Annotated in this window: 14 protein-coding genes and 9 tRNA genes; 9 read left to right on the top strand and 14 right to left on the bottom strand. The window is 39.6% G+C overall.

Annotated features, from left to right (window positions below; translation table 11 throughout):
• Window positions 1–76: 76 nt before the first annotated feature.
• From J2S11_RS20780 to J2S11_RS20760, 5 genes are all read right to left on the bottom strand, one after another.
• Window positions 77–150 (bottom strand) — tRNA-Gly (locus J2S11_RS20780).
• 10 nt (window positions 151–160) lie between these two features.
• Window positions 161–237, bottom strand: a tRNA-Pro gene (locus J2S11_RS20775).
• A 91-nt stretch (window positions 238–328) separates the two neighbouring features.
• Window positions 329–802 (bottom strand): hypothetical protein, encoded by a 474-nt coding sequence (locus J2S11_RS20770; RefSeq protein WP_307397894.1) that lies wholly within the window; start codon window positions 800–802, stop codon window positions 329–331.
• 105 nt (window positions 803–907) lie between these two features.
• Window positions 908–1915: a DUF3137 domain-containing protein gene (locus J2S11_RS20765; protein WP_307397893.1), complete on the bottom strand. Its 1008-nt coding sequence runs from the start codon at window positions 1913–1915 to the stop codon at window positions 908–910.
• Between the two features lie 3 nt (window positions 1916–1918).
• Window positions 1919–2470: a LemA family protein gene (locus J2S11_RS20760; RefSeq protein WP_307397891.1), complete on the bottom strand. Its 552-nt coding sequence runs from the start codon at window positions 2468–2470 to the stop codon at window positions 1919–1921.
• Window positions 2471–2758: 288 nt separating this feature from the next.
• Between J2S11_RS20760 and J2S11_RS20755 the strand changes: the two genes are divergently transcribed.
• From J2S11_RS20755 to J2S11_RS20725, 7 genes are all read left to right on the top strand, one after another.
• Window positions 2759–3319, top strand: coding sequence for a PadR family transcriptional regulator (locus J2S11_RS20755; protein WP_307397890.1), 561 nt, complete (start codon window positions 2759–2761; stop codon window positions 3317–3319).
• Window positions 3316–4032 carry an ABC transporter ATP-binding protein gene (locus tag J2S11_RS20750; protein ID WP_307397889.1) on the top strand — a complete coding sequence of 239 codons (717 nt, stop codon included), beginning with the start codon at window positions 3316–3318 and terminating at the stop codon, window positions 4030–4032. The genes J2S11_RS20755 and J2S11_RS20750 overlap by 4 nt, the downstream gene beginning before the upstream one ends.
• Window positions 4026–4781, top strand: a complete 756-nt coding sequence (locus J2S11_RS20745; RefSeq protein ID WP_307397887.1) for an ABC transporter permease — start codon at window positions 4026–4028, stop codon at window positions 4779–4781. Before J2S11_RS20750 ends, J2S11_RS20745 begins: the two co-directional genes overlap by 7 nt.
• 219 nt (window positions 4782–5000) lie before the next feature.
• Window positions 5001–5198 (top strand): hypothetical protein, encoded by a 198-nt coding sequence (locus J2S11_RS20740; RefSeq protein ID WP_307397885.1) that lies wholly within the window; start codon window positions 5001–5003, stop codon window positions 5196–5198.
• A 26-nt stretch (window positions 5199–5224) separates the two neighbouring features.
• Window positions 5225–6328: a GerAB/ArcD/ProY family transporter gene (locus J2S11_RS20735; RefSeq protein WP_307397883.1), complete on the top strand. Its 1104-nt coding sequence runs from the start codon at window positions 5225–5227 to the stop codon at window positions 6326–6328.
• Between the two features lie 12 nt (window positions 6329–6340).
• Window positions 6341–7543, top strand: a complete 1203-nt coding sequence (locus J2S11_RS20730) for a Ger(x)C family spore germination protein (RefSeq protein ID WP_307397881.1) — start codon at window positions 6341–6343, stop codon at window positions 7541–7543.
• A gap of 28 nt (window positions 7544–7571) precedes the next feature.
• The gene (locus tag J2S11_RS20725) at window positions 7572–9104 is read left to right on the top strand and encodes a spore germination protein (RefSeq protein ID WP_307397880.1); all 1533 of its coding nucleotides are present in this window, start codon (window positions 7572–7574) and stop codon (window positions 9102–9104) included.
• A gap of 179 nt (window positions 9105–9283) precedes the next feature.
• Here the strand turns inward: J2S11_RS20725 and J2S11_RS20720 are convergent, their stop codons facing one another.
• Together J2S11_RS20720 and J2S11_RS20715 are read right to left on the bottom strand one after the other, a co-directional pair.
• Window positions 9284–9505: a YdbC family protein gene (locus J2S11_RS20720; RefSeq protein ID WP_307397878.1), complete on the bottom strand. Its 222-nt coding sequence runs from the start codon at window positions 9503–9505 to the stop codon at window positions 9284–9286.
• Between the two features lie 100 nt (window positions 9506–9605).
• Entirely contained in the window at window positions 9606–10253 is a 648-nt protein-coding gene (locus J2S11_RS20715; RefSeq protein WP_307397876.1) for a pentapeptide repeat-containing protein, read from the bottom strand.
• Window positions 10254–10512: 259 nt separating this feature from the next.
• On the opposite strand from J2S11_RS20715, the gene J2S11_RS20710 reads away from it, so the two are divergent.
• Window positions 10513–11283, top strand: a complete 771-nt coding sequence (locus J2S11_RS20710; RefSeq protein WP_307397875.1) for a hypothetical protein — start codon at window positions 10513–10515, stop codon at window positions 11281–11283.
• A 310-nt stretch (window positions 11284–11593) separates the two neighbouring features.
• Here the strand turns inward: J2S11_RS20710 and J2S11_RS20705 are convergent.
• The 7 genes from J2S11_RS20705 to J2S11_RS20675 form a co-directional block, all read right to left on the bottom strand.
• Window positions 11594–11678: transfer RNA gene (locus J2S11_RS20705), tRNA-Leu, on the bottom strand.
• 92 nt (window positions 11679–11770) lie between these two features.
• Window positions 11771–11845: transfer RNA gene (locus J2S11_RS20700), tRNA-Gln, on the bottom strand.
• A 178-nt stretch (window positions 11846–12023) separates the two neighbouring features.
• Window positions 12024–12100, bottom strand: a tRNA-Asp gene (locus J2S11_RS20695).
• A gap of 10 nt (window positions 12101–12110) precedes the next feature.
• Window positions 12111–12186 (bottom strand) — tRNA-Val (locus J2S11_RS20690).
• Between the two features lie 164 nt (window positions 12187–12350).
• A tRNA-Glu gene (locus J2S11_RS20685) sits at window positions 12351–12425 on the bottom strand.
• 126 nt (window positions 12426–12551) lie between these two features.
• A tRNA-Ser gene (locus J2S11_RS20680) sits at window positions 12552–12642 on the bottom strand.
• Window positions 12643–12645: 3 nt separating this feature from the next.
• A tRNA-Asn gene (locus J2S11_RS20675) sits at window positions 12646–12720 on the bottom strand.
• Window positions 12721–13001: 281 nt separating this feature from the next.
• Between J2S11_RS20675 and cmpA the strand changes: the two genes are divergently transcribed.
• Window positions 13002–13136, top strand: a complete 135-nt coding sequence (gene cmpA, locus J2S11_RS20670) for a cortex morphogenetic protein CmpA (RefSeq protein WP_307397873.1) — start codon at window positions 13002–13004, stop codon at window positions 13134–13136.
• The last annotated feature ends 35 nt before the right edge of the window (window positions 13137–13171 follow it).

The raw sequence follows: 13171 nt of genomic DNA, 5'->3' as shown, positions 1-13171 counted from the left end.
GCATCCTACTTAGCTTATTCTCCGATGTCTTCACGGATGATCGACCACTGTGGGTTCTCTTCCCGTATGTAAGTAATGGAGCGGGTGATGGGAATCGAACCCACGCTACCAGCTTGGAAGGCTGGAGTTCTACCATTGAACTACACCCGCATACGTATAATGGTCGGGAAGACAGGATTTGAACCTGCGACCCCCTGGTCCCAAACCAGGTGCTCTACCAAGCTGAGCCACTTCCCGAAAAACTGACGACATAAAATATTATAATATAATTTCATGCAAACGTCCAGCGTATTTAGTGCTTAACGCTGGACGTTTTATTTCTCATTTATTACATAATCTTCATACTTACAATAACAACGATGGTACTAGCCATAACGGCTGAACCAAGCATAAACTTGCTGTAGACATCAGTCACTCCCTGTAGCGTTAGCTTCTTAGCAGAGCTTACTTCTACACCATCCGTTTGCTGACGTAACGCCTTTTGTATTTTCCTGCTTTGAATCGTAAGAACAATGATGGAAAGAAGGATAATTAAGGAGCCTGCTTGCTCCATCAGTGTAATATACAAAGGCAATGACCCACGATCGTACGGTAAAATCAGAAAGACCCCTGAGATCATGACCACTAATGCACTAGGAAGTATCAGACGTTTGACAAGCTGATCAATTTTGGTGACTACCTGAGTGTGCTGTTCAACTGATTCTTTCTTGGCTAATGATCGAAGAAGAAGACCGAATCCAATAAAAGATCCAATCCAAATAATTACACCAATAATGTGGAGAAAGTAATAGAATGACTGCATCTAACCCATCCTTTCAATGCATAGTTATTAAAAGATTTAACAAGCTTTAAGCTACCTTTACTAAAACCTTACCACATCTTTTGTTTAAGTGAAAAGGGTTAAGTTTTAAGCCTTGTTCCAAATCCGTGTATTAAGATCAAAATCTTCGATCATACCGAAGAAGAATAAAAGATCTTCATATACAGTCCTTGCTTGACTCCCATCAAAAGGTTTAAACACATTAGGCTCAAAATAATCCTTTCCTTTACCTAAAGCAATACTCATGTATGAGTTTACAAACGACAACTCGATACCATGAGGATGTCTCTTTTTGAAATTCATAATCCTCTCCAGCATGCTCACTGATAAGAGATATCTTGCTTTTACCTCATCGGTGGAAACAACATGGAATGCCTTATTAAATTCTTCATTTTCAAGAGTCACGGTGACCTTTTTCTGAGAGGAAAAGATATTGCCTACTCCTTGTAACAAGGAGTTAATTCCACTTCTATTGAAAATATTACCTGACTTCAAAGTCGTAACTCCGTCAAAGTCCTTGTGAAAATCAGCGACAAACAAAATACCATCGAACATCGTTACATTTTTTGTTGTACTTCTGCCTTTTGAGTCCGTAGAGGTTCTTACCTGAATCAGTTCAAGCTCTGAGAACTGAAAATCGGTTAGTCCGATTCTGCCTGAAAATAAATCCTCTCCACGCGTTTTATCAATCTTAAAATTAAATAGGTGACTGTTTCTAATATACTGATCTCTAATCCTACCGTTTTTCCTGTAATCACAGTGATATTCAAATTTGTCTGTTGCATTAGGCAACTCGCACTGTCTCAGTAGCTCTGTAGAAATTTTACCAACAACATGCTGTTTAAATTCGGTTCGGATTTCTCTTTTTTGCTTCATGATCTTACCTACACTAATACCTATGTATACGATGAAGATTAGAAACACAAAGAAAGTACCTGAGAAGCCTGCTACCATGCAGAGAATAAGAATGGCGAGCCCAAGGGCAAAGCCAATACCAAACTTTTTATAGCCTGAGACTATTTTGCTTCTTTTATCTTCTAGAGTTTGGATATGATCGCGTAAAATAGGGAGTATCTGTTCAAAAGTTGGAAACATTGTCTACCCCCTTAGAATGCCTCTAAGATCAACATCTTGTTTCTTGGCATCATCAATTTCTAGCATGGTTTTTCTTTGGAAGCCCATCATTCCAGCAAATAGGTTTGTGGGGATCGTTTCAATCATCGTATTAAATTTGGTTACATTAGCGTTGAAGGTTCTGCGACTTGCAGAGATCTTTTCTTCTAGATCATTTATGGTGCGTTGAAGCTGGATATAGTTCTCATTAGCTTTAAGCTCTGGATACCTCTCTACGTTGATGGTAGCTGCTGTGCGCTCAAGCTCATTATAGATTTGTATTTTTTGATCCTCGGGCATATCTGGGTAGATCGATTGTCTGAGCTGAGTAATATCCTTCAAGGTTCCTCTTTCGTGATCAGAATACGCTGCAACAGTTTCAGCAATTTGGGTTAGTGCATCAAAGCGCTGTTGTAAATATACATCAATACTTTGAAAGGACTCTCGTACTCTGTTTCGAACACTTATTAACCTGTTATAAGAAATGATTAAATACAGACCAACAAGGACTACGGCTCCAATAATAATAAATTCCATCATTCCACTCCTTTTAACTCTTTTTCTAGAAAATAGCCTACTCTTCCTTTTCTTACCCGCTTTCTAGATGCTTTAGGCCTACAATTGGTGCTGAAGTCTTAAGGACTTCCTTCCATCTTACACTAAATGTCGACATTTTTTCTGCTTTTTCAAAAAGTTCATTTCTGTTCTTAATATTTACTACGTTTATTTTATCGGGAGGTTTCTATTTAATGTATCTACTTGCAAATAGTCAACGTTGATTATATAATGTTGGTGTAACTATTTCCATTAAGGAAGGAGCTCATCATGACACGTTTAATGGTATTAGGATTACTCACGTTAAAGCCAATGACTGGCTATGAAATGCAGCAGCTGCTTCAGCAGTCCCAAACAGATCAATGGGCGGGGATATTACCTGGCTCTATTTATCATGCTTTGAAAAAGCTAGACAAAGAGGGGCTTGTTGAAATTGAATCGATTGGACATACGGGAAATCGGGCTAAAGCCGTCTATCAAATTACAGCAGCAGGCAGGGAAGCCTTTACAGAGCTCTTACTAATTACCCTTCAGGATTCATCTGTGCTCTTCCCTACAGGCATGTACACGGCTCTCTCATTTATTGAGGCTCTACCTGTGGAGGATGCTTTAAAGGCTATAGATCTCCAAAAGAGCTCCATAGAAGCTAGCTACAAAAACATGAAAGATGGAGAGGAGTTAAAAAAAGAGTATGGACAGCTAAACAGCTTCGCTTTGCTTACATTCGAAAACATATATGCTCATTACCGAATTCAGCTCGACTTTTTAGCGAAATTAAAGGAACTACTTCTTGCTCAACAGACTAACAGAAAAGGAGAAGGCAAAGGATGAAACAATTATTAGTATCTGCGAAGGGGCTCGTCAAGCGCTATGGCTCAAGGGCTGTAGTAAATGATATTCATTTGGAGGTGAACCACGGTGAGATCCTTGCATTGATTGGCCCTAATGGGGCTGGCAAATCGACAACGGTGGAGCTGCTAGTCGGTCTGCGATTACCCAATTCAGGTGAGGTGACCTATTGGCATAAGAACTACCAGAAGCATATAGGTGTACAGCTTCAATCGCCCCCCTTTTTTCCGGGACTTAACTCGTTAGAAAACCTAAGGTTCTTCGCTGCATTATACAAGAAGAATTTGACTCGACATGAGGGTGAAAGCATATTACAAGTTTGTGGTTTATCTGAAGTCATGCATACGGACGCTTCCCGTTTATCAGGAGGACAGCAAAAAAGGCTGGCTATTGCTATCTCAATGGTTCATAGGCCCGAGCTCCTCTTTTTAGACGAGCCAACAGCAGCGTTAGATCCAAGATCAAGATTGGAGATCCATTCTTTAATACGTAAACTAGCCGAGCAAGGTGTGTCCATTGTCCTCACCTCACATGATATGGATGAGGTGAGTAAGCTAAGTGATCGGGTTGCTATGATAAACGCTGGAAGAATTGTTGCTCAAGGTCAGCCAAGTGAGGTTTGTGCTACGTATCAGGTAGAATCCCTAGAAGATGTCTATCTACATCTAACCAATAAGGAGGAGGTTACATGCTAGGAACAATATTTCGTTCTATGTTGGTAACATCGATTAAGGATAAAATTACACTGTTCTACTCCCTGTTACTCCCTGTCCTATTAATCATTGGATTAGGATTATATATGGATGTAGCTTACCATCAGACTCTTTTGTTTGGGACGTTAGCCATTAGTACATTATTTTGGGGCTTATCAGGTATTGCCTTTCAGGTTCATCAGCAAAGAAGCCAGGGTGTTTATAAATTGATTAGGCTTACACCCTTCCCTACGTTTGCTTTTATCCTCATTGTTGCTGGCTCTAGGACTGTCTTAGGGATTCTTATTAATATTACGGTCTACGTATTTGGAGCTCTGTTCCTTAAGCAAGCTTTTTCTCTAAGTGGTATTGTAGGACTTCTTCTTGTTCTTGCTATTGGAACATTGTGTTTTTCTTGCCTTGGCTTTTTTATTTCTAACGTTTCTAAAAATGAAGGGCAAATCAGTATGTTCTCCAATTTACTGTTTATCCCTATTATCTTTGCTAGTGAGGTGTTCTATAGCTTACAGGGAGCTCCGCAATGGATTTATGTCATAGGACAGCTTTTTCCGATGAACAGCTTCATGCAGAGCTTATATCAAAGTCAATATGGCTTAGGTATGCTGGCACCACTTGGCTTACTTATGATCTTCACATGTATTTGGGCCGTATTAGCGCTATTAACGTTTCGATGGGATGATAGGACCTATCTCTTCATATCAATGATTAAGGGTAGGAAACAGACTTTGTAAATATGAGTCAGCTTATTTTTTATATCATTTAGTCAACATTGAATAAACCATGTTGCCTATCTGAGCTACGCTATTTTTGACTTTGTTCAAAATGTGCTGGCTCTTTTTTATAACTATGAACTGTAAAAATATTGAAATGAATAGAATGAGAGGTTCCTCCTCATACTTAAACAGACACACTAACAAGTTGTATGATATCCATGCATGGGTGGGATTAAAATGGGTACATTCTTTCAGCATAGCTTGGGTTTTTTACCTAAAGCCTTCGTCTTCATTATGGCTCTAGCTATTTTTTCAATTATCCTCCTTTCACACTGGTTGTTTGAATGGATTAGGGGATTGGTCGAACTGCCATGGATGAAAGGCGAAAATCAAAAGAATAGAAAAGAGATCATTGATTCTTTACGCAAAAAATAATGAAATCCCCATAAGAAAGGAAGCCTATGTTTAGTGATGAGACCTATAGAATTTCACCGTTAGAGCTATGTATCACTTTGATTGGAATGGTTCTTGGGGTTGGAGTGCTGACTTTACCAAAGGTGCTTGCGCAAGCACTAGGTACCCCAGATGGCTGGATTTCTGTTCTGATAAGTAGCTTGTTGGCTATGCTTATCATTCTCCTTTTCGTCAGATTAGCTCAGCACTTTCCTCAGAAGAACATATTACAAATATTGGAATACGCTCCTTATGGGAAGCTACTCTCCATGACGTTTGGGATACTTTTTGTTCTATATTTCCTTGGTGTGATTGCTTTTGAGGGTAGAGTCCTAGCTACTGTGGTGAAAATTTACTTATTGGTTGAAACCCCGACAGAGATAATACTGGCTCTCGTTTTTCTTACGGTAGCTTATGCAACCTCAAAAGGACTTCAGGGGTTGATCCACCTTAACCTGCTCTTTGTGCCTATATGTACCCTAGTTCTGTTTGGGATTGTTTTATTAAACATGAAGGACTTTAGCTTAGGAGAGCTGCTCCCTATTATGCCAAATGGTGTTACACCCATTCTCCTTGGTTTAAAAGAATCCAGTGTTTCGTTTTTAGGATTAGAGATTATTTTTTTCCTCGCGGCGTATATGAGAGCAAATCGTCTAAAGGCTGCTCCTTTAAATGTGAGTTTATCTTTTTTGGCTCTGCTCTATCTCATTGTTACTCTGTTATGCTTTTCCGTTTTTAGCGTCGAAGCTACTAAGATCATTGTTTTTCCTACTGTAGAGTTGGCCAAAGAAGTGGAGATTGCGGGAGGAATTTTTGAACGCTTGGAATCTCTTTTAATCACAGTATGGATTATTACGATTTTTAGTACAGTGGCTCTTTCCACATGGCTAACCTACACCATTCTACAAAAACAGTTTTTTAAGAAGAGCAAGCGAATATGGCTCATTGCTTTCGTGTCAGCTATCACGTATTTTCTTTCTTTCCTTCCTCAATCTATTACACAAGCGTTTATCTTAGGAGAACGAATCAGTTTTTTAGGGATTTGCTTGATTTGCTTTGGTCTCGCTGCAGGATATATGGCTTTATGGAGAAACAAGAGCTTAACCCATTAAAGGAGGAGAAATATGCCCCTTTATAAACTGTTGTTTAGTATACTTTGCCTCTGCCTATTAGGAGGGTGCTGGGATCGTACGGAAATTGAGGATATTGGATTTTTATTAGCAGTGGGATTAGATCCCATTGAGGATCAGGATCAGGATGAAGAAACGAGTGAGGAAAGGAAAGTAGAAATAGGGAAGCATGACCGTGAACGTATGTTTCGAACTACCTTTCAGGTGGCCTTACCAAAAAGCCTCCAAAATGAGGACGGTAATGGAATGAAATCCTATATCAATATAACGACTACGGGCATGACTAATTTAAAAATTAGCAGAAATACAGTGACAAGGAATAATAAGCAAAACAATGCTGAGCATCTACAAACCATTATTATTAATGAGCAGTTAGCCAAAAAAGGCATGATTGCCCATCTTGTGGATCTGTATTTAAGAGATCACGAAATGAGACGAAGAGTACATATTCTGATTTCTCGAGGAGAAGCTAAGACCTTACTAGAGCAAAAGCTACAGGTTGAGGAAATTCCTGCTATAGCGATAAAAAATATTAATGAAAACTATACAGCTGCCCTGCAAATGCTTAAATACGTGGAGATTGGTGAGTTATCAAGTAAACTGGTTCGCTCTGAAAGCTATGTCCTTCCAAGAATAAGCAGTGAGGGTGGTGCGGACTTTAAAATTGCTGGTGGAGCGGTCTTTGATGGGAAAACGAACATTATGCTTGGCTGGCTCTCTGAAACAGATGTAGAAGGCTACAATTGGATTATGGGTGAAGCAAATAATGGGGTCCTTGAGGTGGAGTTTGAAAAGGATGCTAATTTTGTATTTGAAGCCTTTACTATGTCTTCTACTATTTCCTATGAAAAAAGAAACGAAAATAATCATTTTACTGTTTCCATTTCAGTTGAAGGTACTTTTGGAGAAAGCTGGCTTGATCATATACCTATGAGTATCAATGTATTAAATAAGCTTGAGCTTGCTGTAGAGAGAAAAATAAAGGAGCAAGTCACTGCGATTATACAAAAAATGCAAACAGACTATCACCATGATATCTTTGGTTTTGGACAGAAAATTAAGCAGGAAGAGAACTCGTATTGGTTAGAGATTAAAGAGAATTGGGATGCTGAAGGTGGGGAATTTCAGAAGTCCGATTTCGAGGTTTTAATTGAGACTAAAATAAGAAATACAATGACGGAGGAACAGCTCAATTAGCTTTATAACGGGTGGGTGAATAAAAACTATGGGCAATAAATTCCGGAAGAAACGTCCTATTCTGCATAGAGTGAATAGAAATGAACTAGATGAACCTTTATCAACCAAACTTCAGGATTCGGTCACTACGATAAAAAACATATTTAAGGAAAGCGATGATCTTATTCAGCGAGATTTTAAGATTGGTAAAAAACTCTCCGCTTGCTGCTTCTATATCTCTAGCTTAACTGATGAACAGATTGTGGAACAAGCCATTCTAAAGCCTCTGATTCAAGCTGAAGAACATTACTGCGCTGATCTACCCCATACTCCTCCAGCCATCCAGGAGATCGTTAAGGAGCTTTTGGTTTCGGCGTCTGTTACCATGCATCATTCTTTTGATGAAGCCTTACTGCCCGTCCTTTCAGGAGACGCTCTATTGATCATAGATGGAGCTAGCTTGTTATTCACAATAGAGTCAAAAGGCTTTGAGAAAAGAGGAATTGAAGAGCCACAAACCGAGGTGGTCATTCGTGGACCAAGAGATGGATTTACAGAATCCTTAGAAACAAACATATCCCTGCTTCGTAGAAGAATAAAAAGTCCAGATTTAATCGTGCAGTCAAATGTACTAGGAAAACGATCTAAAATGAGTGTTGCCCTTTTGTATATAGATGGACTGGCTAACTCTGAATTAATTGAGGAGCTTCACTATCGTCTAGCATGTATAGATACGGATGATATTTCCGAATCGGGATCCATTGAGCAGTTGATTGAAGATAATGTCCTTTCTCCATTTCCTCAAATTAATCATACTGAAAGACCTGATAAGACAGTAGCAGGACTTCTAAATGGGCAGGTTGCTATTCTTGTTGAAGGCACTCCTTTTTCATTAATAGCCCCCATTACCTTTCATCAATTTTTTAAATCTACAGAGGATTACTATGATCGTTGGTTGATCGGCTCCTTAATTCGCCTACTCCGTCTCTTTGCTGCTTTCATTTCCTTGTTCTTACCAGCTCTTTACATTGCTATGGTGTCCTACCACCAAGGGATGATTCCAACGAAACTAGCCTTGTCTATCGCGGGGTCTAGAGAAGGAATCCCTTTTCCAGCCTTAATTGAGGCTATGCTGATGGAAGCCACATTTGAGCTCTTAAGAGAAGCAGGGAATCGTTTGCCTCGGCCGATTGGGCAAACTGTAGGTATAGTAGGGGGTATCATTATAGGAGACGCTGCCGTACGAGCGGGCATCGTTAGCCCCTTTATGGTTATTATGGTAGCCCTTACAGCTATAGCATCCTTCTCCATCCCTTCTTACAGTGTCTCTATTACATTCCGTATTCTACGCTTTGCCATTATGCTAGCAGCAGGATTATTCGGACTGTTTGGTATCACCTTATCATTTATTTGTATAAGTATCCATCTAGTCGGATTAAAAAGCTTTGGTAGTTATTACTTATCTCCTCTCGCTCCATATCGCTTTAAAGACTGGTTAGATTTTGTTTTACGTGCACCAATTAGCTTATTACGGTATCGTACCGATGAACCAAAAACAGTAGAAGACAGGAAGCAAAAATAATCAGCATTACCTTTCTAATAGGGTTAGCCATAAAAAAGTAACAAAAAAGGCACCCAACACTGTTGGGTGCAAAACAAAGGTTATGAAAAAAAGCTTATCGCTTTTTGTAGTTATTCGACATAATTCGAGCTACTATGGACGTCAAAATCCTTGTTATTTCTTCCAAATCAAACTGAAGCCTATAGCTCTGCCTGATTCAGAAGATCTCTTAAAGCGATTAACTCTTCCTTGGTTAGCGTTACACCTTTCCCCATCTTCTCATGATCAGCATCCCAATCCCTAAGGTCGTATTTCGCCTCTCTACCATTCCAGCTAATAAGGTTTAGCTCTTTTGTCCAGCCCTTTCCACTCTCGGATAGAACGCCAAGTGTCTGCTCTATTTCAAATTTAATTTGTGACATTACACTTTCCTCCTCTTGCCTCTTTGGCTAAAGATCCATTCATTGACCTATTTCTCTAATCAAATTACAAGTAAAATTACATTCAATAACAATTTAACTCCTACTGCTTTACCTTTACACCAAAGGCTTGGACAAAAGCCACTGCTTGTTCAGGGGAAATGACACTTCCGACTAAATCTCCAGCACTGGCGTGAATAGAATCGAAATGGCATAAACTAAGGTCCACATCAGCTAAAGATGTTCCCGTAAATTGAACATCATCTATGTAAGATTTACCGAACTGGATACGTTCAAATACTGCCTCAAAAAAGCTGGCACTTTTAAGCTGACAATCCTCAAAGCTCATATCCTTACAAGTCGAAACACTCCACGTCGATAACTGTCCCTGACATTGAACAAATTGAACATCAGCAAATACAGCTTCATCGAAGTCTGTTCCTACCATTTTACAATCTACAAATCGTACCCGGTTGAACTGAGCGCGATTAAATTTGACGTTCGATAAATCACATTTTTCAAAAATAACATCCGTCCAATTCGAGGCATTTAATTGTGATCCTTGAAGCTGAACGCTTTTTAAATAAAGCTCACTAAAGCCCACATGATCTGCTCGTAACTGTGTCGCTATGTTCTCGATTATTCCGTTTTCAATATAAGCATGGCTTGAGATATGCTCGCTCTCCAGTGCTATAGGAAGGAGCTCATACGGTAAATCTGGCTCTTGAATGCTATGTTTCTTTTTACGCATAACGATGTACTCACCTCTTCGGAACAAGTCTATAAATGGATCGAAGTCTTTAGCTACTATTATAACCATTTTCCTTAAAAAGGGGAACATATATTTCTATAATAATGTGATTTTCTTAATATCATCCACAAAAACCTTCTTGCGGTTTACCAAATTGGAGAAAATTTAAAAACCTTATGTGTATGTAAGTAAAAAAGAAGGAATATTTTATCAAGTGGGGAATAACCTATTTTGTAAAATTTTATAGGGGGAGTTTAAATTGACGGAAAAAGAATCTGGGAAAGTAAAAAAGTCATTCTGGAAGAACTGGTGGTTTTGGGCAATTGCTATTATTGTTATTGCTGCGATTGCCTCTAGCGGAAGTGATGATTCAGAGCAGCAGACTACAACCACAGTTCCAGCTCCAGCTACCGGGGAAACCCAACAAGATCAATCCGCTGATCGTACAGAAGAAATGAACGAAGAGGATCAAGTTGAACAAGAGATCCAAGAGGATTCAGAAGTTGAAGAAGTTGGAGGAGTTCAAGAAGTTGAAGAGACATCTATTAAAAAATATGATTCAGGGTCCTATATGGTTGGTACTGACATTGATCCCGGACTATATAGAAGCGAAGGAGATATTTATTACTGGGCCAGACTTTCTGGATTCAGTGGTGAGTTAGATGATATTAAAGCGAATGGAAACCCTATGTCATCATCTGCCATAGTTGAAATAAAAGATACAGATATAGGTTTTGAAACTCAAGGCAGTGGATTTTGGTATAAAATTGAGGACGACTTCCAAGGCGAATTGCTTACCGAATTTGGAGATGGTATCTATATAGTTGGTAAAGACATTGCAGCCGGAACATATCGAAGTGATGGTCATGTAGACTTGATTGGCTACTGGGCTAGACTAAAGGATTTTTCCGGTGAATTAGATGGCATAATTGCTAATGGAAATCCTGATGGATCTGTCATTGTAGAAATCAATACAACGGATGTAGGTTTTCAGACTTTTGGTAGTGGTCTATGGACTAAAATTGACTGAGCGACTTGGCTCTTACTTAACAGCCACTTTATTGCTGGCAAACGAAACTCCATTAAAAGCAATTCAAGAGAGATTGCGACATTCTAAAAGTATCAAACAACAGCAAATATTTATGCAAATGTAACAAAAAAACTTGAACAAACTACAACCAGCAAATTTGATAAATACAACCCAAATAAGAATAATGATTAAGTTGATTCGTCCCCAATTTTGTTTTTGGGCAAAAATACAAGCATTACAATTTAGTTTTGGACTCAAGGACAAAATAAAAAACCCTTATGTATCAAGGGTTTGAAGGCTTTAATATGTATGGTGCGGTCGGGGGGATTTGAACCCCCACACCCGTTGGGCACTACCCCCTCAAGATAGCGTGTCTGCCGTTCCACCACGACCGCAAAAAGAGTTCATTACGCTTACATCTATAGAAATATTTTATTATAAGAGATACTCTATATTTAATCATCTAATTTCTGCAAAAATAAAAAAATGGCTGGGCTACCTGGATTCGAACCAGGGAATGACGGAGTCAAAGTCCGTTGCCTTACCGCTTGGCTATAGCCCAACAATAATCATCCAGCTTTTTTAAATAAATAATCACCTTCGGGAGAACCCTCGGTGAGAATTCCGTATGTTTTTAATGGCGGAGCTGACGGGATTCCGACGCGCTAGCTAGTCCCGTGATTTGCTTCCTTGGTTCTTCACCTTCGGGAGAACCCTCGGTGAGAATTCCGTGTTTTTAATGGCGGAGCTGACGGGATTCGAACCCGCGATCTCCTGCGTGACAGGCAGGCATGTTAGGCCTCTACACCACAGCTCCAAATTAAGTATGGTGGAGGATGACGGGATCGAACCGCCGACCCCCTGCTTGTAAGGCAGGTGCTCTCCCAGCTGAGCTAATCCTCCATAACCAAATATGTTCTTTAATAATTTTCTTATTACTTCTTGAATAATGATGGTGACCCGTAGGGGATTCCGACGCGAAGCTAGTCCCGTGAACTCGCTTCCTTGTTTCTGCACCTTCGGGAGAACCCTTGGTGAGAATCCCTTACTACTTCTTTGAATAAAGATGGTGACCCGTAGGGGATTCGAACCCCTGTTACCGCCGTGAAAGGGCGGTGTCTTAACCACTTGACCAACGGGCCATGATTTAATTTTTATAAAAAATGGCGGAGAAAGAGGGATTCCGACGCGACAGCTAGTCCCGTGAATAACTTCCTTGTTTCTGCACCCTCGGGAGAACCCTTAGGTGAGAATTCCTCTTACATAAATGGCGGAGAAAGAGGGATTCGAACCCTCGCGCGCCTCACGACGCCTACTCCCTTAGCAGGGGAGCCCCTTCGGCCTCTTGGGTATTTCTCCAAATGGCTCCGCAGGTAGGACTCGAACCTACGACCGATCGGTTAACAGCCGATAGCTCTACCACTGAGCTACTGCGGAATAAGTAGAACATTTGTTATCATACAATGCTTTGGACAAAAAATCAAGAGCTTTTCCACAAATCTTTTCCATAAAATTTGTCCAAATTTCAATCATGCATATGGTGAATAAAAGAGATGATAAATCACAGCTTTTATTTTTAACAGCGACTTTTACAATTTATCATACTCTTTCTATTCAGTCAAGGCTTTTCCCTTTATTTTTTTGAACATCCGATTAGATAAACGCATAGAATGAAACATCTGTAATCGACTAACATGTAAGTATTGGAGGGAAAACTGATGCCTTATTGGCTACAACGACAGCTACGAAAAGCGTATTCATTAAAAGATATACATCAAATTCGTATGCTAAATGATTGCTGGTACTTATATCAGAATTCCTATAATAAAGGGGCAGCTAGAAGTGAACGTTAGGTATGTCTTATTTGTGCTAGCTTTACCAAACTCAT

This window comes from Bacillus horti (assembly GCF_030813115.1).
Lineage (GTDB): Bacteria > Bacillota > Bacilli > Caldalkalibacillales > JCM-10596 > Bacillus_CH > Bacillus_CH horti.
Note: the sequence above shows the minus strand (reverse complement) of the source record. Positions and strands in the feature narration are given on the sequence as shown.

Bases quoted from the DNA above. Each gene is read 5' to 3' on its own strand.
- J2S11_RS20770 (WP_307397894.1), bottom strand. From the start codon at position 802: ATGCAGTCATTCTATTACTTTCTCCACATTATTGGTGTAATTATTTGG.
- J2S11_RS20765 (WP_307397893.1), bottom strand. From the start codon at position 1,915: ATGTTTCCAACTTTTGAACAGATACTCCCTATTTTACGCGATCATATC.
- J2S11_RS20760 (WP_307397891.1), bottom strand. From the start codon at position 2,470: ATGGAATTTATTATTATTGGAGCCGTAGTCCTTGTTGGTCTGTATTTA.
- J2S11_RS20755 (WP_307397890.1), top strand. From the start codon at position 2,759: ATGACACGTTTAATGGTATTAGGATTACTCACGTTAAAGCCAATGACT.
- J2S11_RS20750 (WP_307397889.1), top strand. From the start codon at position 3,316: ATGAAACAATTATTAGTATCTGCGAAGGGGCTCGTCAAGCGCTATGGC.
- J2S11_RS20745 (WP_307397887.1), top strand. From the start codon at position 4,026: ATGCTAGGAACAATATTTCGTTCTATGTTGGTAACATCGATTAAGGAT.
- J2S11_RS20740 (WP_307397885.1), top strand. From the start codon at position 5,001: ATGGGTACATTCTTTCAGCATAGCTTGGGTTTTTTACCTAAAGCCTTC.
- J2S11_RS20735 (WP_307397883.1), top strand. From the start codon at position 5,225: ATGTTTAGTGATGAGACCTATAGAATTTCACCGTTAGAGCTATGTATC.
- J2S11_RS20730 (WP_307397881.1), top strand. From the start codon at position 6,341: ATGCCCCTTTATAAACTGTTGTTTAGTATACTTTGCCTCTGCCTATTA.
- J2S11_RS20725 (WP_307397880.1), top strand. From the start codon at position 7,572: ATGGGCAATAAATTCCGGAAGAAACGTCCTATTCTGCATAGAGTGAAT.
- J2S11_RS20720 (WP_307397878.1), bottom strand. From the start codon at position 9,505: ATGTCACAAATTAAATTTGAAATAGAGCAGACACTTGGCGTTCTATCC.
- J2S11_RS20715 (WP_307397876.1), bottom strand. From the start codon at position 10,253: ATGCGTAAAAAGAAACATAGCATTCAAGAGCCAGATTTACCGTATGAG.
- cmpA (WP_307397873.1), top strand. From the start codon at position 13,002: ATGCCTTATTGGCTACAACGACAGCTACGAAAAGCGTATTCATTAAAA.